This is a genomic window from Pseudofrankia asymbiotica, assembly GCF_001983105.1.
In the GTDB taxonomy this organism is placed as follows: Bacteria; Actinomycetota; Actinomycetes; order Frankiales; family Frankiaceae; genus Pseudofrankia; species Pseudofrankia asymbiotica.
On the sequence record NZ_MOMC01000008.1, the window covers coordinates 39,900 to 60,616 of the forward strand.

Genomic DNA, 20,717 nt, shown 5'->3' on the forward strand with positions numbered 1-20,717 from the left:
CCGCGTTCGGGCGCGGGGCCACTCGGATGGCCGGCCGGCCGGCGCGGCACGGTCGCCGTTGGCCGCGCCCCGGGTCGCCCTGGCACAGGTCGACAGCGCCGGTCGGCCGCCGACCGCCCGTCGCCGAGACGCCGGTGAGGACAGGCGCCCCGGGAAGGCCACCCCTGGGGTGACCGAGGCGCGGCGAGCCGGTCGGCCGCCCCCTGCATACCCGCCCGCCCCGCTCACAAGCCCCGTCACCCGGCGGCCCGGGTGGGGCGAAGGCCGAACTACTCCGTGCGCAGGCCGTCGGGGCGCATGAGGCGGTAGAGCACGGGCAGACTCGTCGCGGTCGTGCCGATGATGACGACGGCGGTCGCGACCGAGACGGTCGCGATGTTCGTCCAGTCGAAACTCGGCGGCAGGCCGACCATCCGCAGGAGGGCGGCGCCGAGCCCCATCCCCAGGCCGACGGCGAGCGCGACCCCGAGGACCATCGGCAACGCGGCCTGCCAGAGCACCGACGTCGCCAGGGTGCGCCGCCGGGTACCGAACGCCACCAGCACCGCCAGGACCCGGTGCCGCTCCCGCAGCTGCTCGACCATGGTCACCAGCAGGCTCGCGCCGACCATGACGAGCACCGCGACGATCCCGACATACATAGCCGTCCGGATCTGGCCGAACAGCGGGTCGACGACCGTTCGCCCGGATGTCAGGACATGCGCCAGGGGGTCGACCCGGGCGGCGGCCACCGCGGCCTGGTCGTAGGCGTCCGGCTCGTGGCGGTCGACGTCGAGATAGCCGGTGGGGATCAGTGTGTCGAGGAGCTCCGGGCCGACGGCGCCCGGGGTGGCCAGCACGGCGGTGCCGACCGGCGCGTCCGGCCGCGTGGCGACGACGCGCGACCCGGCGGGGATCGTCCAGGCGAGGCCAGCGCCGGCCACGCTGGTACCCACGATCATCCGGGTGCCGGGGCCGGGCAGCGCCTGGGGCGCCCCCGACATCAGCGCGCCGACCGTCGGGCCCGTGAGCTGCTCGGGGCTGAGCACGACGGGCGCGCCCCCGCCCGTGGCGGTTTCCGGGACCGCGAGGAAGGCGTCGCCGTCGGCGCAGCTGGGCAGGGCGGCGAACCGTCTCAACGACGCGCAGTCGGCGACCGCCAGGTCCGCGTACAGGTGGCTGTCCGCCTGGCGGCTGTCCGCCGGGCGGCCGCCGATCAGGTCGACGGTCGTCATCCCGCCCGAGGCCCATGTCCACACCTGGCGCGCCGCCGGCGCGGCCGCCAGCGCCTGGCCCAGGTCGGCGGCGGTCGAACCGGGGGAGCCGGCGTCGACCCACAGCCGGGTCACCGCCGTGCTCCTGCCGCCGGGAACGACCGTGATGTCGCGGGTGAACCGGTCCTCGACGACGGAGAAGACCATCTGCAGCGCGATGGCACCGGTCACGGCGACCGCCACGGCCGCGACCGCCCGCACGGTCGTCGCGCCGTCCAGCTGCAGCCGGCGCACCGCCAGCTGCCAGGCCAGCGGGCCGGGGCCGAGCCGGCGCACGGCCGCGTCGAGCACCCACGGCAGTAGCACGGTCACCCCGACCAGGACCAGCACGACGCCGGCGGCGAGCTGGGCCTGGTCCTTCCTGCCAAAGATCTGACTGCCGCCCGCGTGCAGAGGCAGCAGCAGGGCGATGCCGATCACGGGCATCGCGAGGCGCCACCACAGCCGCCGCCGCGTCGTCGGGGCGAGGCGCGCCACGCCGAGCGGCTCGATCACCACCCGGCGCAGGGAGAACAGAGTGATCGCCACCGCGCTCGCCGGCACCGCGACGAGGACCAGCGCCGCCAGGACCGGGCTCGGCCGGATGTCGCTCGCGAACACGCCACTGCGGAACAGCGCGACGCGCTGCGCCAGCGGGCGCCCGGCGGCGAACAGCGCGGCGCCGGCGACGCAGCCCGCGAGCGCGCCGGCCAGCGCCCCGCCGGCCGCGATCCGCCGTGTCATCCCCGGGTCGGCGCCGACGAGCCGGACGGCGGCCAGCTGCCGGTCCCGCGCCTGCGACCCGAACCGGACGGCAGCCGCCGTGAACGCGCCGATCGGCAGCAGCAGCACGGCGACGATCACGATGATGAGCATCGTCAGGACGGCCGGCATCGACGCGCCCCGCTGGGGGGAACCGAAGTGGTCGATCCGGAACTCCTGGCCGTCGCCCGGCGCGCCGTCCGGCCGCCGGTCCCGGGGCTCCCCGATGTAGACGTACAGCTCGTGGGGACCGGCGAGCCCCGCCGCGCCGATCACACCGACCCGCTCGAAGGGCAGCCGCGCGGCCAGCAGCGCGCCGCGCGGCGCGTCGAGCAGGCGGGCGAGCGCGGGGGACACCACCATCTGATCGGGTCCGGGCAGGGCGGACAGGCCCGGTGGCACCGGCGGGTGCGCCCCGTCCGGGCGCACCACCAGCCCGGAGACCTCCTGGCCGTGCGTGGTGGTCTCGTACGGCTCCGCCACGACGGTGGTGTCGCCGGGGGCGAGCGGTCCGCCTACGAGGTAGGACGACGCGTCACGGTCGGCGCCCCGGTCGTGGCGGGCATGGAGGATCGCGGGCGCGGACGCGGCGACCAGCAGCAGGGCGACACCGAGCCCGACGCCCAGGCCCGTCATGGCGGTGCGCAGCCACGCCGACGGGCCGCCGGCGAGGGCGAGACGCGCCCCCAGCAGAAGCTGGACGAGCCACGCGCGCGCCCTCGGCCCGGCCGCGGGCGCGGTGGTCCTGGTCACGGCCGGGGCGCTCATCCGGCCAGCGACCTGGTCCGGCCGTCGCGGACGACGACCTCCCGGTCGGAGTAGGCCGCGACCCGGGCGTCGTGGGTGACGAGCACGACCGCGGCGGCCGCCGTCCGGGCGGCCTCGGTGAGCAGGCGCATCACCTCCTCGCCGTTCAGCGAGTCCAGCGCCCCGGTCGGCTCGTCCGCGAAGATCACCCTGGGCTCGCTGACGAGCGCGCGGGCGACGGCGACCCGCTGGCCCTGCCCGCCGGACACCTCGCCGGGCCGCTTGCCGGCGACGTCGTCGACGCCGAGCCGCGCCAGCTGCGCGTGCGCGCGCTCGCGGGCCGCGCGGCGGCCGACCCCGCCGAGACGCAGCGGCAGCGCGACGTTCTCCGCGCAGGTCAGCTCGGGCACGAGCTGGCCGAACTGGAACACGAAACCGAACTCGCCGCGGCGCAGCGCGCTGCGGCCCGCCTCGGACATCGCCGAGAGCCGCCGCGTCCCGTAGTGGACCTCGCCGGCGTCGGGGCCGACGATGCCGGCCAGGCAGTGCAGCAGCGTCGACTTGCCCGAGCCGCTCGGCCCCATCAGCGCGACGATCTCGCCCGCGTCGACGCGCAGGCTCGCCCCGTCGAGCGCCGGCGTCGCCCCGAACCGCTTGTGCAGCTCGATGGCGGCCAGCAGGGCGCCTGGCGACTCCGAGGGGTCCGCCGGCGCGGCCAGGCCCACACCGGCCGGCCCCGTGCCTGGCCCGGCGGCCGGCGACACCGGTACCGCGGGTGCCGTGGGCGCCGCTACGGCGCGGGCGGACCGGTCACGGGCGGTCATGGCCGGGCCTCGTCGGCCTGGGGCGACCGGAGCGCGCTCGCGAGCGCGTCCAGCCGGGCCGCGGTCAGCTCCAGGAAGCGCAGGTCGGCCTCCAGGTGGAACAGCGCGTGGTCGCAGACGAGCTGGTCGGCGAGGTCGCCGCCCGTCTTGCGGCGGGTGAGCGCCCGCATCGCCGTCAGGTGCTCGGCGCGCTGCCGGTCGAGGACGTCGGCGGCGGCGCGCCCGGTGAGCAGGGCGATGACGAGCTTGGTGTACAGCCCGCTGTGCAGGTAGACGTCGGGCCGCTCCGGCTGGGTGAGCCAGTGCTCGACGTCGGTGACGCCCGCCTCGGTGATCGCGTAGCGCTTGCGGTCCGGGCCGTCGCCGGGCGTCACGCCGTCGACCTCGACGAGGCCGTTCTTCAGCAGCCGCGACAGCGTCGCGTACACCTGCCCGTAATGCAGCGGCCGATCGTGCCCGAACCGCTCGTCGTAGCTGCGCTTGAGGTCGTACCCGTGGCGCGGCCCGGCTTCCAACAGCCCCAGCAGCGTGTGTCCGATCGACATGGACCGGACTATACATGACGTGTATACACGACATGTATACACGTCGTCGTAGAGGCCGGGGAGGGCGGTCAGGGGAGGGTGAGGACGCGGGGCCCGTCGTCGGTGATGGCGACGGTGTGCTCGACGTGGGCGGCGCGGCTGCCGTCGGTGGTGCGCAGCGCCCAGCCGTCCAGGTCGGTGCGGTAGCGGTCCCGGCCGCCGGCGACCAGCATCGGCTCGATCGCGAGCACCAGGCCGGTGCGCAGCGGGAAGCCGCGGCCGGGAGCGCCGTCGTTGGCGACGTGGGGGTCCTCGTGCATTTTCCGGCCGATGCCGTGGCCGCCGAACCCCTCGGGAATCCCGTAGCGCTCCCGCCGGCAGACCTGGCCGACCGCGTGCGAGATGTCGCCGATCCGGCCGCCCGGGCGCGCTGCCGCGACGCCGGCGGCCAGCGCCTCCTCGGCGGCCGCGATCAGGCGCAGGTCCGCCGGGTGCGCGGTGCCGACGGTGAAGCTGGTCGCGGCGTCGCCGGTCCAGCCGCCGAGCTCCGCGCCGCAGTCGACGCTGACCAGGTCGCCGTCGCGCAGCCGGTAGCCGTCCGGGATGCCGTGCACGATCACGTCGTTGACGGACACGCAGAGCACCGCCGGGAACGGGGTGGGGGCGAACGAGGGCAGGTAGCCCTTGAACGTCGACGTCGCGCCCGCGTCGGCGAGCACGCGCGCCGCGGCCTCGTCCAGCTCCAGCAGGCTGGCGCCGACGTGCGCGGCGTCCCGGGCCGCGGCCAGCGCCCGCGCGACCACCCGTCCCGCCGCCCGCATCGCCTCGATCGCCGCCGGCGACTTCAGCTCGACCATGTTCATCTCCTCCATCGGGGCTGTGCCGCGTCATACCGGCCGGCCGGCGGGGCCGCGGGCCGGGACTTGGCCCGAACTCGCCACCGTGTGGTCCCGGTCCGCGCGACGGCGCGGTCGACATCTGCGATAACTATACCGGTATAACTATCACGGGATTAGAATGCTGCGCATGGTGCGGACACCGCTGACCAACCATGAACGGGCGCGAGGCGAACGGCTCGGYGCACTGCTGCGGGCCGCCCGCGGCGAGCGCAGCATGGTGCGCGTCGCCGAGCTCGCCGGCGTCTCGGCCGAGACCATCCGGAAGATCGAGTCCGGCCGGATCCCGACGCCCGCCTTCTTCACGGTGGCGGCGCTCGCCACCGTGCTCGGCGTCTCCCTCGACGAGATCGCCGCCGCCTGCGCCCACCCCGGCGGCGTCGCCAACGCTCTCGACTACGTCGCCAACCGCATGTCCGCCTGACCCGGTACCCGTCCGCGCCGTGGCCACGCCCTCGAGGCGCTGCGCCGGGCCGACCCGGACGGGCCGGTGACCTGGGTGGCGGCCCCACTGCGACCGGCGGCGCTCGCCACCACCCGGCTCGCCGAGCACTGGGCGCACGGCCTGGACATCGCCGAGCCGCTGGCGATCCCGTTCCCGGACACCGACCGGCTGCGCCACGTCGCCTGGCTCGCGCACCGCACGCTGCCGTACGCGTTCGCGTCCGCCGGTGAGCGGGCGCCGGCGGTCCGTTGCGAGCTGACCGCCCCGGACGGCGTCACCCGCTGGGAGTACGGCCCGGCCGACGCCGCCTGCGTGGTCAGCGGCCCGGCGGGCGCGTTCTGCCGCGTCGCCGCCCGCCGTCTCGCCCCGGCGTCCTCGGGGCTGGCGACGCGAGGCCCCGGCGCCGCGCGCGTCCTGGACCTCCTGCGCACCTACGCGCTCTGACCCGTCCGCGCCCTGAGGCGCCGGGATCGACCACGGTCGCGCGGGTGGTGTGACGTACGGCGTTGTCCACGCTGTTGACGGCCTGGCGGCGCCGGAAAAGATCCTGTCTGTCGAGTCGCGCGCCCCGGTCACGGTTCGTGACACGACAAGTGCGCGGGCTGAACGCGGAGTGTGACGGAAAGGGGCGAGTGGGTGGATCGTCGCGCGACGCGCCGCTACCGGGTCTGTGACCTGCGCGATGCCATGGGGTGGGACGTGTCATCGGGGCCTCAAGTCACCGCGAAACGTACCCTCGAGATCTACCTGGCCGTTACCGTGTCGACACATGGACCTGGAGTACCAGCGGCTGTACCTGCCGCCGTCGACGGACCGGCGGACGGCGCAGACGGTCCTGACCATGCATGCCGAGTTCGGAGGCTGGGAGCTCGACCGGCTGCGGCTGCTTCCCGACGGCTCGCGGCGCGTGGTGCTGCGCCGCCGCCGTCGGCCAGGCAGCCTGCCCGGCTACCTTCCGACCTGACGGGGCCGCACCCGAACCGGCCGCCGTCGGGCCAGGCCGGCCACCGGCCTGGCCCGACGGCGGCTAAGGCACGTATGCCAGCGTGAACGTCAGCGTGGCGTAGACCGTCATCACCGTGACCGAGGCCGCCAGGGCGAACGGCCAGACGGTGCGCCGGCCGAGCGCGAGCGCCGCCACCAGGACGAACGGGAACGCGCCGAACACGTAGCGCTCCGAGGAGTCCAGGTTCGAGCCGGTGAACACGGTGAGCAGCACCAGCGCGCACCACACCGGGTAGCTGGCCGGCAGTAGCCGGGCCATCAGCACCAGCGCGACCAGCGCGGCCAGCAGCCACGGCACGTGCAGCCCCGTGCCGACCTCGCCGTGGATCGTGCCCTGCGCCGCGTCCCACAGCACCGACAGCGGGTTGCCGGCGGCGCCGTGGCGGACCGCGTCGCGCTGCATGGTCAGCGGCGCGAGGCCGTCGTGGTACGTCGCCGCCGACCAAGCCACGTAGATCGCGGCGCCGGCGGCCGGGGAGACGACCGCGGCGAACCGCGGCAGCCACCAGCGCGGGCTGGCCGAGCGCGGCCCGCGGGCCGCCTCGATCGCCATCGGCGCGACCAGCAGCAGGCCCAGCGGCCGGCACAGGCCGCTGAGGAGCCCCGCGAGCCCGGCGAGCCCGAACCGCCCCGAACGCGCGGCGAGGAACGCCCCGACCGCGAGCAGCATCGCGGGCGCCTCGGCGTAGCCCATCGCCAGCACGAACGCGGGCGGGGCCAGCGCCGACAGCCAGATCACCCGGCGGATCGCCGGGTCCGAGAACCCCTCGGCCCGGGCCAGCCGGGCGAGCAGGACGGTGAGCGCGAACGCCAGCGCGTTGACGACGACCAGCAGCACCGCGCCCTGGCGTCCCGCGAGGCCCGGCAGCGCGCACAGGCCGCGTACCAGCAGCGGCAGCAGCGGGAAGAACCGACGGCTCTCCTCGCCAGCCCCGCCGTAGCCGTGGGTCGCGATGCTCTCGTACCAGCCGGCGTCCCAGCCGAGCAGGCCGGTGTGGTCGAGCTTGCCGCCGTTGTCGGCGACCGAGCCGGTCAGGAAGTGGACCAGGCCGAGCGCCGCCGCGACGACGACCCGGCCCGCCACCCAGGCGACGGCGGCCTCGAGCACATACCAGCTGGCGAGCCGGCCGCCGCGGTTGACGTCGGGGGCGACGCCGTCGTACAGGCCGAACCGCTGGCGGGCACCGGAACTCCCGCGGGCGGCCGCCGGGTCGGCGAGCACGACGAGCATGTTGTCGATGTCGCCGGTGTCGCGACGCATCGCCCGGTGCGCGCCGGGGCCGCGCCGCTCCACCGGCCGTGCCGCCGCGGGCCCGTACGCCTCGAACCGAGGCTCGGGCGCGGCACCGGCCCCCTCCCGGTCAGGGAACGCCGCGCCGCCCGCGCCGCCCGCGCCCGGCGAGGCGGTCCTGGCGGCGCCCGTCGTCGCGACGAGCCGCCCGTCGGCCGGCGCCGCCGGGGCGGGTCTCGCGGAGGAGGCGTCCGACCCCGGCAGGGTCTCGTCGTCCGAGGACGAGAACGAGGACGCGGCGGGCGGCCGTGACCCGGCCGGCCGCCCGCCGTCCGGCGCGTCGGTCATGCGGGCGGTGCGGGTGGCGCGGGCGGGAACCGGATGAGCTGGTAGTTCTCGTACACGTCCGACGGCTTGCCCTGCTCCATCTCCAGGTTGGCCCCCGGCCGCTTCTGCTGCAGCGTGGTCTGGATCTGCAGGCAGAGCGTCTCGTAGGTCCGGTAGCCGCCGGAGTCGGCCATGAAGATCGTGTGGCCCTTGCCCGCCTCCGCCAGGGCCCGCTCGGCGAGCTTGGCGCCGTCGGCGGCCTTGTTGCGCTCCTCGTAGTCGACCCAGACGACCCTGTCGGGCGGTCCCCACGTCGGCACGACGTGGACGCTCAGACCGGCGGGGATCGTGCGGGCGAGGGCCGGTCCGAGCTGGTCGGGGCAGATCAGCAGGAGGTCGCCGGGCTTGGCCTCCCGCCTGAGGACCGACGCGACGTCGGTGGCCTGCGTGCGCTGCGTCTGGACGTCGACGTAGCCGCCGATCACCCCGGCCAGGGAGCAGACCGCGACGGTGCACTGGACGAACCGCCTGTGGCGCACGACCGTCGCGCCGAGGCCGACGACGAGCAGGAACGGCACGAACGCCGTCGCCGTGTACCGGTCGGCCCAGGCGTTGCCGACGACCTTGCCGGCCGCGACGGCGACCAGCAGCGTCACCGTCGACAGGAGGAACAGGGTGCGCCCCGGCTCCCCGCCGCGCAGGTCGATCAGGACGAACCGCCCGCCGAGGCCCCGTCCGGCGATGCCGAGCGCGACCAGGCAGGTGATGAACAGCAGCAGGATCCGGCCCACGGTCGACGGGCCGCCGGCCCACTGGCCGTAGGCGTGCGAGACGGCGGCGAACGTCGCCGGCTCGCCCCACGGCGTGCCGGTGTGCGCCGACTGGAAGCGGAACTCGCCGAGCCACGGGGAGAACACGATCGCCCCGCAGACGATCCCGAGGAGCGCCGCGAACGCTCCTCGTCGCCCGGCGGCGGGGAACCGCGGCCGGGCGGCCGCGGCCGCGGCGCGTGCCGCCGCGGCGGCGGCGGAGTGACGCGCGGCCCTGGCTGCGGCGGCGCCGGTCCCCGGCAGTGGTGCCGGGTCGGCGGCGACGCTGCCCGCCGGCAGCCCCGCCAGCGCCAGGCCCTCGTCGACGGCGTCCTGGGTGGCCGGGTCGGCGGACGGCCCACCGCCCGGTTGGCCGTCGTCGGCCCCGTCGGCACCGCCGAACAGGAACCTCGGCCGCCACCACAGGAGGACCAGCCAGCCACCGACCGTCAGTAGGAGGTAGAGACACCAGTAGTGGGTGAGCGCCAGCGACCCGGCCGCGAGCGCCACGTAGACCACCGACAGTGCGGTGGGCCTGCGCAGTGCCCGCTCGATGGCCAGGCCCCCGAGCGCGGTCAGCAGCACGATCAGGCTGTACATCCGGGTCTCGGTCGCGAAGCGCAGCGCGAACGGCGAGGTGATGTAGAAGACCACCGCGAGYTGGGCGGCCCGCTGCCCGACGACCCGGCGGGCCAGCAGGTACAGCGGCCAGGCGGCGACCAGGTTGATGATCGCCGACAGTGCCCGCACCGCCGAGTTGCCGGTACCGAACAGGMTGATCCAGGCGTGCAGGATCAGGTAGTAGAGCGGCGGTGAGCCGTCCTCGCGCAGACCGGTGATCATGGTGGTTCCGTCGCCGGTCAGCGGCAGTTTCGCGATCGCGACGCTCTGCGCCTCGTCGAGCCACAGGTCCTGGCGGGCGGTGAAGCGCACCACGACCGCGACCGCCAGGATCAGCAGCATCACGACCTGGTAGATCCGATCCGCGCGCCCGGGGCGCGGCCCCGGCGTGTCGACCGGCTCGGGGATGCGCTCCGCCGGCCGGACCGCGACGTCCGTCACGGTCTGTCCTCTCCGTCCCTGTCCGTCGGGGGGCATGAGCCACCCGAGCCCTTCCACTCCCACCGCGGCGCGGACGGGTCCATCTGTGGTCCCGTCCTGGCTTCCATGCCGGTAGGAGGGTGTTTCACGGCACTCTCGCTGTTGTCCGTCTGCTGCCTTCGGTTATCGGTCCGCTGTTTTTTGGGTTCCCGCGTGCGCTGGTCCGCTGTGGTGCCGCCGTGGCTTCCAGCGACGCCACGGTGCCCCCAGGTAGTGGCTCTACCAGTGGGCCCGGCTCGCCGTCGAGGGCAGGCGAGGTGGCGCCGACGGCCGCCGGCCGGCGTGCGCGCCCAGTCTTTCATGGGCCGCGGGGGCGTACCGGCTCGCCCCTTGTGCCGTCTGGCCACCGGTCCGTCCCGCCTTTCCTTGCGCGTCAGTGGTGATCGTCCCATCGCCACGGGTCGATCGCCGCGCCGCGCCGCGCCGACGCACCCGGCCGGCCGGCCGTGGGCGCCGGGCCGGCGCACCGGCGGTGGACGGCCGCGGTGTGGTGGTGCGCCGTCCGGGCCGGTCCGGGCCTGGCCGGGCGCGGTCTGGCAAGGTGCCGTCATGGCCTCACTCGTCCGCGATGCGCGCGTCGTCACCCTCCGCGTGACCCGAGGGCCTCACTCCGCGTCCCGCCGGAGCCGGCATGACGGCTGAGATCACCGGCGCGGGTCGCGGTGACGTGGCCGGCGGCACGCCGGCCGCCGTGGCCGTCGGTGCCGACGTGAGCCACGGCGCGCAGGCCAGTACCGCGGCCGGGGCCGTCGGGGCCACAGGGGCCGCCGGGGCCGCGGCGGCGGGCCGCGCCGCGCTGGGGGACGGGCCCACCGCTGTCGGCCAGCCCGGTGACGGCGCGCGCACGACCGAGGCGCCGCCGCCGGGGCACGCGCCTGAACTGGCGGCGGTCACGAGGCCGCTCGCGGGGCTGGTGGCCGCGTGGTGCGCGCTCGCCGTCGGGATCGCGGCGAAGGACGGCCGCTACGGTGCCTGGTCGATCTCGGCGGTTCTCGTCGGCTGGGGAGTGGCCGCCGTCACGGTCGCCCTGCTGGGCGGCGGCCAGGGCCCGGCGAGCTGGCTCGGCCGGCCCGTGCGGGTCGCCGCCCGCCGGCTCGGGCGGTCGACGCCGTGGCTGTCGTGGCGGGTGACCTGGGCCGCCGTCGCTCTGCTGGTGGGTCTCGGGCCGGTGCTGCGCCACCCCCGGTACTACGGCTCCGGCGGGTGGGCCGAGCTCGCCGACTGGTGCTCGATCGCCGCGGGCCTGCTCGCCGCCGCGGGCGTCGTCGCGGGCCTGCTCGCCGAACGGCCCAGGCCCTGGCCGCCGGCGCTGTCCCGGGGGCTCGGGGCGCTGGGCGGCCGGCGTGCCTTCGGCGCCGTGGTCGCGCTCGCGGTCACGGCGGGGGGCGCCACGGTGCTGGCCGCGCCCGACCCGGAGATCGACGTGTTCCACCTGCTCCAGGAGTCCTCGCGGGGACTCGTCGACGCCGTGAACATGTACCACCAGGTGTGGCTGACCGGCCGGCCCGGCGACCTGCACGGCGGGCTCGTCGACGTCTACCCCTACCTGCCGGCCACGTCCGTGCTGCTGGCGCCGTTCCGGCTCCTGCTCGGCGACGTCCGCTACGGGCTGCTCGCGGCGCTCGTCGTCGCGGTCTACGCCGTCCGGGCGCTCGGCCGGCGCGACGCGCCGTGGATGCCCGTCGTTCCGCTGYTGGTGCTGGTCTTCCCGGAGTCCTGCTACGCGCTGGAGCAGTCCTGGACGGAGCCGCTGCTGGTCGCCTGCCTGGCCGTGATGGTGTGGGCGGCCAGCGGCGGCCGGGGCACGATCGCGGTCGTCGCGTTCGCCGTGGCGCTGGCGAGCAAGCAGCACGTCGTCCTGCTGGTCCCGGTGGCGGCGGTGTGGCCCGCGTTCGGCCGGCGGCGCGCCGCCGCGGCCTGCGGGCTCGCGCTCGCGCTCGTGGCGCCCTGGGTGCTCGACGACCCGCGCGCCTTCTTCCACGACGCCGTGCAGACCAACCTCAGCTACCCGGTGCTCGACCACTCGCTGTCGGTGACCGGCTGGGCGCACCACTTCGGCGTCAATCTCGGCTTCGGAGCGACCGCGGTGGCGCTGGCGGTGGCGTACCTGCTCGCCTGGCGGGCGCGGGGCGACGCGGCCGGCTTCGCGGCCGGCGGTGCGCTGGTCCTGCTGACCGTGGTCGAGCTGAACAAGCAGTCGTTCTTCAACCACTACACCCTGCCGATGGCCCTGCTGGTCCTGGCGATGGCCAGCACGCTTGCCCGCCCTCGCGATGCCCCGCCCCGGCCGGCCGCCGAAGCCACGCGGGTGGGCCTTCGGCGTCCTGGCCACCCCTGAGCCCTGGGCGCTCCGACGGGCTCGGCCGCGGCGCTCCACGCCCCGGCCGAGCCACGCCTCAGTGCAGGGTGGTGAAGCGTTCCAGCCAGGCGCCCTCGTACAGGGGTCTCTTGTTGACGAGGACGCTGCGGTCGCGGCGGACGCCGAGCTGCTCGGAGACCAGGCTGCACGAGCCCTCGAGGAACCGGTAGCCGTCGGCCCCCACCAGGAAGATCGTGTGGTCCGGGCCGGCGAGGGTGTCCAGCGAGCGGGCGAACTCGTCGCTGTTGGCCTGCTGCATCCGGGCGGCGTAGTCGACCCAGTCGACGAGTGCCGGGCCGGTGGCGTCCGCGTAGGCGACCTCGCGCAGGTCGGTCTCGCCGAGGCGGGTGAGCGCCCGGTACACGGCCGGGCCGAGCTGGTCGGGGCAGAACGCGACGACGTCGCCCGGCCTGGCCTGCCTGGCGATCTCCGCCGCGATCTCGCTGGCCTGGGTGCGCTCGGTCCGGGCCAGCTGGAAGCCGCCGACGAGGCCCGCGAGCGACGCGACGATCAGCACCCCGCTGCGCCAGCGCTTCGACGGCAGGATCGACACACCCAGCGCCGCGAGCATCAGGCAGGCGGGCAGCGAGATCCCGGTGTAGCGCTCCGCGTACGCGCTGCCGCCGAACATGTTCACCACGTAGGCCAGGGTCAGCGGCACGAGCCACACCGCGGCCAGGTAGCGGCCGGGCATCCGCCCGGACGGCTTCACGACCAGCTCGCGTCCGCTCGGGCGGCCGGTCAGGCCGATGAGCGCCCCGCCGAGCAGCACCAGGCCCAGCAGCGCCCCCGTCGACTGCGGGCCGGCCCAGTCGAACACCGTGTCCAGCAGCACCTGCGCCTGCACCCGCGGCGCCCACGGCGTCCCGGTGTGCAGCATCTGGAACAGGAACGACGGCATCCACGGGGCGAACAGCACGGCGGAGGCCGCCATCGCGGCGAACGCGCGCAGCGCCGGCCGGCGGTAGAGGGGACGGCGCCGCGACTGCAGCAGCAGGAACGCCGCCACCGTGAAGATCAGCAGGAATGTCCAGTAGTGGGTGTAGACGAGGGCCGCGGTCGCCAGCGTCAGTAACGCGAGCCGCCACGTCGACGACCGGTCCAGCGACCGGACCAGCGCCAGCCCGAAGGCGAGCACCAGCAGGACGACCATCGAGTACATCCGGGTCTCGCTGCCGTAGCGGATCGCGTACGGAGAGCAGGCGAACAGCAGCAGCGTCGCGCGGGCGACCCGGCGCGGCGTGGCCTCGTCCCCGTTGCCGTAGGCGGCGGCGAGCGTGCCCACCCGGGCGCCGGCGGCCCACGCCAGCGGCAGGGTCCCCAGCGACAGCACCCCGGACAGCGACCGCACGGCGACGTCCCCGTCACCGAACATCTTGATCCACAGGTGCAGCAGCAGGTAGTACAGCGGCGGCGCGCCGTCGTGGCGCAGCGCCGAGAGCAGGCCGCCGACCGGCCGGTGCGCGATCTCGACGGTGAGCGACTCGTCGAGCCACAGGTGGCTCGTCGTCGCGAAGCGCAGCACCCCGCCGATCAGCACGGCGGCCCCGATGAGCACGAGCGGCAGCTGTCCGCCCACCCGCGCGGCCAGCGGGCTTCGCCGCGCCCGGTCGCGCAGCCTCACCCAGAACGCCACCAGCCAGAGGCCGGCGCGATGGGCGGCGCCCAGCGGTCCTCGGGCGCCGGCGGCCGGGTCGCGGTCGGCGGTACCGGCCGGCGTGCCGTCCGCCGGGCTGTTCGTGTCGCTCTCGGGGGCGGTCACGGCTGAGAGGGAGCCTGCCCGCGCGGGGCCCGCCGTCAGGGCCGGCTCGCGGGTGGCGGCGGCGGCCGGGACGGCGGCGGCGGGGGCGGAAGGGACGGCGGGGGCGGCCGACGGCGCCGGTTCCCGGTGGCGCGGCGGGCCAGGGTCGACAGGCGGTGCCTGGCGCGGGACGGTGGCCGTCGTCACGGTGTCCGCGGGCGGGTTGATCGACGCCCGCGCGGGCACGGCCGGGGTGGTCAGCTCGGGCGGGGCCTGTGCCGCCAGCGAGGTGTCGTCGCCCGACGGGTACACGATCGGGCTGGCGGATGGGTCGATGTTCACCCCACGAACGCTACCGAGGCCCGGGATCGACCAACGAGGCCGCCATCCCCGCCCGGTCCCGGTTGGTTCGATGTCGCCCGCGCCCGGCCGGCCCATGCGCCAGACGCCGCGCCCGGCGCCACCGGCTCGGGGCTGCCCGGCCGCCTGGTCGCGGCTCACCCGACGGACTCGGTCATGCGCCGGCCACCACCCAGGTGACCAGTCGGCGGCCCCACGGCGTCGACGCCCTCATCCGTTACGTCCTCGTCCTCGTCCGGCTCGGTGGGCTCGCCCGCCTCGGCTCCGGCGAGCAGCGGCGCGAGCAGGGTCACCCGGCGTCGGCCGCCGGACGTGCGCACCGCCTGGCGCAGCGCCGGGCCGCCCACGCACACGATCGACAGGTGGCCCCGGGCCCGGGTGATCGCCGTGTAGACCAACGGGCGGTTGAGCATCCGGCCAGCCTCCGGTGGGAAGACGGTGACCACCGCCGGCCACTCGCTGCCCTGCGCCCGGTGCACCGTCACGGCCCAGCCGTGCCGCAGGTCGCCGAGCACGCCGGCCRGTACCTCCACCGTGCCCCCGGGGAACGTGACGAGCAGTCCACCGCGGTCGGCGAGCTTGGTGACGACCCCGATCTCGCCGTTGGCGAACCCGACGTCGAGATGGTTCGCCGTCGCGACCACCCGGTCGCCGACGTCGAACCCGCTGACCGTCCCCGGTCCCGGGTTGAGCGCCGCCTTCAGCGCCGTGTTGAGAGCGACGGTGCCCGCCGGGCCCGCGTGCACCGGGGTGACGACCTGCACGTCGGCCGGCACGATCCCGAGGACCCGGGGGATCGAGTCGGTGACGAGCTGTACGACCCGGTGCGCCGCCTCACCCGCCGAGCGGGCCATGACGACGACCACCTCGCGGTCCGGGCCGCCCGCGGGCGGCGGCAGGTCGCCGCCGCGTACCGCCGTCGCCAGCTGCGCGATCGCCCCGCCGGCGGACTGCCGGTACAGCCGGGAGAGCTCCGTGACCGGCGCCACGCCCGACTCGATCAGGTCGGTGAGCAGCTGGCCGGGACCGATGCTCGGCAGCTGCGCCGGGTCGCCGACGAACAGCAGATGGGTGCCGTCCGCGCAGGCCTCCACCAGGGCGGCGGCGAGCTCCGCGTCGACCATCGACGCCTCGTCGACGACGACCAGGTCGGCGTCGAGCGGGTAGTGCTCGCCGCGGGTGAACCCGCCGCCCCTGCCCTGCGCGCCGAGCAGCCGGTGCAGCGTGCTCGCCGGGGCGTCGCACAGCTCCTCGAGCCGCTTGGCCGCCCGCCCGGTCGGCGCGGCGAGCGCCACCTCGGCGCCGGCGGCGCGGGCGAGGCGGACGACGGTGGCCACGGTGCGGCTCTTCCCGGTCCCCGGGCCGCCGGTCAGCACGCTCACCCCGACGGCCAGCGCCGTGCGCGCCGCGGCCAGCTGCACCTCGTCCAGCCCGTCGGTCAGGTCCTCCTCGCCGCCGGTCGCGCCGGCCGCCGCCGCGGCGAGGACGGCGGGGCCGTCGTCGCCAGGCGCGCCGCCGGTGCCGCCGGTTCCCCCGGCGACGGCGGCGCTGTCGGTCCCGTCCCCGTCCCTGTCCCTGTCGCCGTCGTCCGGCTGGCCGGTGCCCTCGTCGAGGCCGAAGTCGAGCTCGGTGGCCAGGTGTGCCGACGCCTGGTCGTCCTCGTCCTCGTCCTCGTCGCCGCCGGTGGGCCGGGCCAGGCCGCCGTCCGCGGGCGCCCCGGCGCCGGGGCGCGGGCGGCGCCGCCCGCCGGGGCGCAGCGGCTCGGCGGTCGCGGTGAGCCGTTCGATGCCGTCGGCGACGGCCTGCTCGGCCATCGCGTACCGCTCCAGGCCCATCCTGTCGTCGACGAGAACCAGGCGGCCGTCCTGGGCGGCGTCGCTGAGCGCCGCCGCCGGGTCGTTCACGCCCTCGCGGGCGGCCGCCGCCAGCACCGCCTCGACCGGCCCCGCCGTGTCCCCGGCGCGGGCGGCGGCCCTGGCGAGCAGGTGGATGAGCACCCCGGGCCCGCGCCGCGGGTCGTCGCGCCCGAGCCCCATCGACCGGGCCAGCCGGTCGGCATGGGTGAGCTCGGCCTCCCCGCCGACCAGCAGCGCCCAGGGGTCCGCGCGCAGCTCGTCGGCGGCCCGGGCCCCCAGCTCGTCGCCGACCCCCCTGGCCAGCCGCACCGGCAGGTCGGCCGCGGCGAGCAGCTCGGCGACCTCGTACTTCCCGGAGGCGGCGCGGAACGTGTCCAGCAGCCGGCGTGCCCGCGGCCCGCTCACCCCCTCGACGGCGGAGAGCCTGGCCAGGTCGACGTCGGCGGGGCGGTGGATGCCGGCGCCGGCGAGCCGGGAGGCCGTGGTCCGCCCGAGCCCTGGCCACAGCCCCGCCGCGCAGAACGCGCCGAACAGCGGGTCGGTGGCGGGTGCCTGGCCGGGGACCGGCGGGTGCGCGTCCGCGGGGGCTCCCGCGGAGGCGGTGGCGAAGCCTGTCGCGCCCATGGTCCTCCGGGCGTCGGGGGCAGGGGAGGTCTGGTCCGGCATGCCCGAAGCGTAACCAGCGCCGGGCCGCGTCCCGGTAGCCTGACCGCCGCCGCGCCGGGGTCGGTATGGGCCGTTTCCAGCGCCGCCTGAGCCGCCCCGCGCGCCGCCGGTCCGCGTCCCGCCGCCGTCTCGGCCGGCGGCCGCCTCGTTCTCGCGCGGCCCCGTTCCGCGGCCGTGGGACCTCGGCGCGCTGGCGGGCCGCGGCCCTCAGGCGCCGGCGGAAGGACTCAGCGGTCGAGGATCTCGGCGTCGACGATGTCCTCGTCGGCGCCGCGGCGGATGGGACCGGTCGGGGGGGTCACCGGCATGGAGTCGGTGGGGTAGAGCTCGCCGTCGAGGATGTCGGCCATGGCGGGACCGCGCGCGGCCCGGTGGCGGCCGGTGCCGGTCCGCGCCGCGGCCGGCTGCCCCGGGACCCCCGTGCCCGCCGGACCCCCCGGGCCTGCTGGACTCCCTGGGCGCGTCGCCTCACCCGGCGGCGGTGTCGCGGGCCGTGGCTGCGCGGTGCGTGACTCCGCGGCGCCGGTGGCCGCCCCGGGCGCCGCGCGCGGCGGCGGAGCGGCGGGCGCGGCTGGCGCCGGGGCGGTGGCCGCGGGCGGTGTGGCCGCGGGCGGTGTGGCCGCGGGCGGCGACGGTGTGACCGATGGGGCCGTGTCGCCCTGCCGGGCCGGCGGCCGCTCCGCGTCCTCGGGCGGCACTTCGGCGCCGGCCCTGGCGAGGTCGGTCACCGCGCGCTCCATGTCATCCGAGGCGAACAGGCCGCGCAGCCGCAGCATCGCCCCGAGCAGCTCGCCCTGCTGGCGGCGCAGGGCCTCCAGCGACGTGGCCGAGCGGGCGATCTCGGCCTCGAGGTCCTCGTGGCGCTCCCTGGCGAGCCGGCGCGCCTCGGCGACGGCGTCGGCGAGCAGCTTGCCGGCCTGCTCGCGCGCCTCCAGGGTGATCGGGTGGTGCGCCCCGGCGTCGCTGACCACCTCGTACAGCGTCTGCTCGGCGACCAGCCGGGCCCCGGCGACGATCTCGTCGGCCATCTGCTGGGCGATCGTGAGCATCCGCCCGATCCGCTCGCCCAGCCGGGCCGCGGCGTCCAGGTCGTCGGCCGCGCGCCGGTCCCGCTCGTGTCGCAGCGCCGCCTCCGCCGCGGCCACCCTCGCGGTCAGGTCGCTGGAGTACCGCCACAGCGTGTGCACGTACCCGTCGACCTGCTCGGGGTCATAGCCGCGGGCGACGACGTCGAAGGCGGGCCGAGGCGCGTCGGCCCCGTCGTCGGGCGGGTCGCGGTGGTGCGGCGCCATATACCAGCCCCCTTACGTCTGCACCACGTCAAGGTCTACACCGAGTAGTGCGTCCACCAGCATCCGGGTAAGCACCGGCGTGTCCGTGTCGTCCCCGCCGGGCGTGGCGGGGACCGCGAGGGCGCGGTCCGCCCAGCGGTCGACGGCGGCGAGCGCGGCCGGCGTGTCCAGGTCGGTGGCCAGCGCGCCGCGTACCTCGGCGAGCAGGCCGGTGGCCCTCGGCGCGGCGGGCAGGGCCGCCGCGGCCCGCCAGCGGGCCAGCCGCGCCTCGCCGGCGGCGAGCTCGGCCGAAGTCCATTCCCAGTCCTCGCGGTGGGAGTGGGCGAGCAGGGCGAGCCGGATCGCCGCCGGGTCGACGCCGCGGCCGCGCAGCCGCGAGACGAACTCGAGGTTCCCGCGCGACTTCGACATCTTGTGCCCGTCAAGGCAGACCATGCCCGAATGGACGTATCGCTGGGCGAAGGGGTTGCGTCCGGTCGCCACCTCGGCGTGCGCGGAGGAGCACTCGTGGTGGGGGAAGACCAGGTCGGCGCCGCCGCCCTGCAGGTCGATCACGTCGCCCAGGTAGTGGCGGGCGATCGCCGAGCACTCGATGTGCCAGCCGGGCCGGCCCGGGCCGAACGGCGACGGCCAGCTCGGCTCGCCCGGCCGCTGCGCGCGCCACAGCAGCGGGTCGAGCGGGTCCTTCTTGCCGCGCCGGTCCGGGTCACCGCCGCGCTCGGCGGACAGCGCCCGCATCGCCTCGGCGTCCAGGCCGCTGACGTAGCCGAACCAGGGCGACGCGGCGACCGAGAAGTAGACGTCGCCGTCGAGGGAGTAGGTCGCGCCCGCGGCGGCGAGCTCGGCGACCATGTCCACGATCAGCGGCACCGCCTCGACCACGCCGACGTAGTGCAGCGGCGGCAGGATCCGCAGCGCCGCCATGTCGGCGCGGAACAGGTCGGTCTCGCGGTGGGCGACGTCGACCCAGCTGACGCCGTCGCGGGCGGCCCGCTCCAGCAGCGGGTCGTCGACGTCGGTGACGTTCTGCACGTACCGGACCTGGTAGCCGGCGTCGCGCAGTACCCGGTTCACCAGGTCGTAGGTCAGGTAGGTGAACGCGTGGCCGAGATGGGTCGCGTCGTACGGCGTGATCCCGCAGACGTACATGGTCACCGCCGGCGCCTCGGCGCCAGCCCCGGCCTCGCCGCCCACGGCGGGGCCGAGCGGCTCGAGCCGGCCGGTGGAGCTGTCGACGAGCCGTGGCTGCTGGCCCCGTCCGGGCAGCGTGGGAACGGGAAAGGCAGGCYAGCTGTGCATGTCAGCCAGCGTAGCCGGGCCCGGAGGCGCCTCGGGAGACTCCGGGCAAGCGCGATCAACCACGCGAACCGTCCGGATGTCGGCCCTGGTCGGTAGCGTGAGCACGGCCGGGCGCGCCGTCCCGGCTGGCTGACGAGGGAGGCACCCGGTGTCGACGGTGCTGCTGGTGCGCCACGGGCTCACCGCGCTGACCGGGAAGCTGCTGCTGGGCTGGACGCCCGGCGTCGGCCTGGACGAGCGGGGGCAGGCACAGGCGCGGGCGGTGGCGGCGCGGCTGGCGAGGGTGCCGCTGGACGCGGTCGTGAGCAGCCCGCTGGACCGCTGCGCCGAGACCGCGGCGCACATCGCGGCCACCCGGCCCGAGGGTGTGCCGCCCCTGGAGGTCCAGCTCGACGACCGGCTCGGCGAGTGCCACTACGGCGACTGGACCGGCCAGGAGCTCGCCACCCTGGCCAAGGACCCGCTGTGGAAGGTCGTGCAGGCACACCCGAGCGCGGTGACGTTCCCCGGGCCGAAGGGGGAGGCGCTGCGTGACACCCAGGCCAGGGGAGTCGCGGCGGTGCGGGACTGGAACGCCCGGCTCGGCAAGGACGCGACCTGGGTCGCGTGCTCGCACGGCGACGTGATCCGCGCGATCGTCGCCGACGCGCTCGGCATGCACCTGGACATGTACCACCGGATCAACGTCGACCCGTGCTCGGTCACGGTGATCCGCTACGAGGAGCGCCGGCCGTTCGCGCTGCGCCTCAACGACCTCGGCGGCGCCGTCGACGACCTTCTGCCCAGGCCGAAGGAGCAGGGGCAGCAGCCGGCCGGGGGCGCGAACGGCCAGGTGGCCGGCTCCCGGCCGGCCCAGGCCGGCCTGGCGGAGGACGACGGCGCGGCGAGCGACTCGGTCGTCGGCGGCGGAGCCGGCGTCACGCCAGCGATCTGACGCGCGGCGGGCAGGGGAGGCCCTCACCGCCCGGACGGTGAGGAGCGGCCCGGAGGCGGCCAGACGGGGCGCGGCCCCGCCGGGCCCGCGGGTCCGGCGAACGGGCCGGAAGGATTCAGGCCCGGCCACACGAGCACAGCGAGACGGATGGCGACGTGGTCCTGGTCACAGGCGGCAAGGTCGGGACGGCGGGGCGGGAGACTGGGACGGTGGACGCGGCAGCGGGCGGCCCTGGGCCCGTGACAGGTCGGTGCGACGGTGACGAGGGCACCGGCGCCGGAGCCGCCGGTGCCCGGGCGGGCGCCCC

The 20,717-nt window shown here is 76.4% G+C and carries 14 protein-coding genes and 1 pseudogene; 5 read left to right on the forward strand and 10 right to left on the reverse strand.

The genetic code is table 11. From position 1 onward, the window contains the following. Positions 1-269: 269 nt before the first annotated feature. The 4 genes from BL253_RS03160 to map all read right to left on the reverse strand — a co-directional run bounded on the left by BL253_RS03160 (position 270) and on the right by map (position 4,946). A complete protein-coding gene (locus BL253_RS03160) occupies positions 270-2,762 on the reverse strand; it encodes an ABC transporter permease (RefSeq protein ID WP_081437946.1) in 2,493 nt (830 codons plus the stop codon). Next, entirely contained in the window at positions 2,759-3,565 is an 807-nt protein-coding gene (locus BL253_RS03165) for an ABC transporter ATP-binding protein (protein ID WP_081437947.1), read from the reverse strand. The genes BL253_RS03160 and BL253_RS03165 overlap by 4 nt, the downstream gene beginning before the upstream one ends. Next, positions 3,562-4,110 (reverse strand): PadR family transcriptional regulator, encoded by a 549-nt coding sequence (locus tag BL253_RS03170; RefSeq protein ID WP_076813433.1) that lies wholly within the window; start codon positions 4,108-4,110, stop codon positions 3,562-3,564. The genes BL253_RS03165 and BL253_RS03170 overlap by 4 nt, the downstream gene beginning before the upstream one ends. 68 nt (positions 4,111-4,178) lie before the next feature. Continuing rightward, entirely contained in the window at positions 4,179-4,946 is a 768-nt protein-coding gene (gene map, locus BL253_RS03175) for a type I methionyl aminopeptidase (RefSeq protein WP_076813719.1), read from the reverse strand. A 169-nt stretch (positions 4,947-5,115) separates the two neighbouring features. Between map and BL253_RS03180 the strand changes: the two genes are divergently transcribed. The 3 genes and pseudogenes from BL253_RS03180 (at position 5,116) to BL253_RS03190 (ending at position 6,394) form a co-directional block, all read left to right on the forward strand. Next, positions 5,116-5,409 carry a helix-turn-helix domain-containing protein gene (locus BL253_RS03180; RefSeq protein WP_076813720.1) on the forward strand — a complete coding sequence of 98 codons (294 nt, stop codon included), beginning with the start codon at positions 5,116-5,118 and terminating at the stop codon, positions 5,407-5,409. A gap of 27 nt (positions 5,410-5,436) precedes the next feature. Then, positions 5,437-5,874, forward strand: a pseudogene (locus tag BL253_RS03185) (maleylpyruvate isomerase family mycothiol-dependent enzyme); the annotation flags it as partial. Positions 5,875-6,199: 325 nt separating this feature from the next. Beyond that, positions 6,200-6,394, forward strand: coding sequence for a DUF5703 family protein (locus BL253_RS03190; protein WP_076813435.1), 195 nt, complete (start codon positions 6,200-6,202; stop codon positions 6,392-6,394). 63 nt (positions 6,395-6,457) lie between these two features. Here BL253_RS03190 and BL253_RS03195 read toward each other — a convergent pair whose 3' ends face one another. Next, positions 6,458-8,014, reverse strand: coding sequence for a glycosyltransferase family protein (locus BL253_RS03195; protein ID WP_241834478.1), 1,557 nt, complete (start codon positions 8,012-8,014; stop codon positions 6,458-6,460). After that, a complete protein-coding gene (locus BL253_RS03205; RefSeq protein ID WP_076813441.1) occupies positions 8,011-9,864 on the reverse strand; it encodes a glycosyltransferase family 39 protein in 1,854 nt (617 codons plus the stop codon). The genes BL253_RS03195 and BL253_RS03205 overlap by 4 nt, the downstream gene beginning before the upstream one ends. Before the next feature lie 670 nt (positions 9,865-10,534). On the opposite strand from BL253_RS03205, the gene BL253_RS03210 reads away from it, so the two are divergent. Next, positions 10,535-12,241, forward strand: coding sequence for a glycosyltransferase (locus BL253_RS03210; protein ID WP_241834479.1), 1,707 nt, complete (start codon positions 10,535-10,537; stop codon positions 12,239-12,241). A gap of 58 nt (positions 12,242-12,299) precedes the next feature. On the opposite strand, the gene BL253_RS03215 is transcribed toward BL253_RS03210, so the two are convergent. The 4 genes from BL253_RS03215 to mshC form a co-directional block, all read right to left on the reverse strand. After that, the gene (locus tag BL253_RS03215; protein ID WP_420801618.1) at positions 12,300-14,210 is read right to left on the reverse strand and encodes a glycosyltransferase family 39 protein; all 1,911 of its coding nucleotides are present in this window, start codon (positions 14,208-14,210) and stop codon (positions 12,300-12,302) included. A 290-nt stretch (positions 14,211-14,500) separates the two neighbouring features. Continuing rightward, positions 14,501-16,843: an AAA family ATPase gene (locus tag BL253_RS03220; RefSeq protein ID WP_076813443.1), complete on the reverse strand. Its 2,343-nt coding sequence runs from the start codon at positions 16,841-16,843 to the stop codon at positions 14,501-14,503. A gap of 269 nt (positions 16,844-17,112) precedes the next feature. Next, positions 17,113-18,177: a DivIVA domain-containing protein gene (locus tag BL253_RS03225; protein ID WP_076813444.1), complete on the reverse strand. Its 1,065-nt coding sequence runs from the start codon at positions 18,175-18,177 to the stop codon at positions 17,113-17,115. A 12-nt stretch (positions 18,178-18,189) separates the two neighbouring features. After that, positions 18,190-19,476: a cysteine--1-D-myo-inosityl 2-amino-2-deoxy-alpha-D-glucopyranoside ligase gene (gene mshC / locus BL253_RS03230; protein ID WP_076813446.1), complete on the reverse strand. Its 1,287-nt coding sequence runs from the start codon at positions 19,474-19,476 to the stop codon at positions 18,190-18,192. Between the two features lie 148 nt (positions 19,477-19,624). On the opposite strand from mshC, the gene BL253_RS03235 reads away from it, so the two are divergent. Next, entirely contained in the window at positions 19,625-20,410 is a 786-nt protein-coding gene (locus BL253_RS03235; protein WP_076813448.1) for an MSMEG_4193 family putative phosphomutase, read from the forward strand. The last annotated feature ends 307 nt before the right edge of the window (positions 20,411-20,717 follow it).

Excerpts from the sequence above, each read along its gene's own strand:
- BL253_RS03160 (WP_081437946.1), bottom strand. The coding sequence starts at position 2,762 with ATGAGCGCCCCGGCCGTGACCAGGACCACCGCGCCCGCGGCCGGGCCG.
- BL253_RS03225 (WP_076813444.1), bottom strand. The coding sequence starts at position 18,177 with ATGGCGCCGCACCACCGCGACCCGCCCGACGACGGGGCCGACGCGCCT.
- BL253_RS03170 (WP_076813433.1), bottom strand. The coding sequence starts at position 4,110 with ATGTCGATCGGACACACGCTGCTGGGGCTGTTGGAAGCCGGGCCGCGC.
- BL253_RS03195 (WP_241834478.1), bottom strand. The coding sequence starts at position 8,014 with ATGACCGACGCGCCGGACGGCGGGCGGCCGGCCGGGTCACGGCCGCCC.
- BL253_RS03190 (WP_076813435.1), top strand. The coding sequence starts at position 6,200 with ATGGACCTGGAGTACCAGCGGCTGTACCTGCCGCCGTCGACGGACCGG.
- map (WP_076813719.1), bottom strand. The coding sequence starts at position 4,946 with ATGGTCGAGCTGAAGTCGCCGGCGGCGATCGAGGCGATGCGGGCGGCG.
- BL253_RS03165 (WP_081437947.1), bottom strand. The coding sequence starts at position 3,565 with ATGACCGCCCGTGACCGGTCCGCCCGCGCCGTAGCGGCGCCCACGGCA.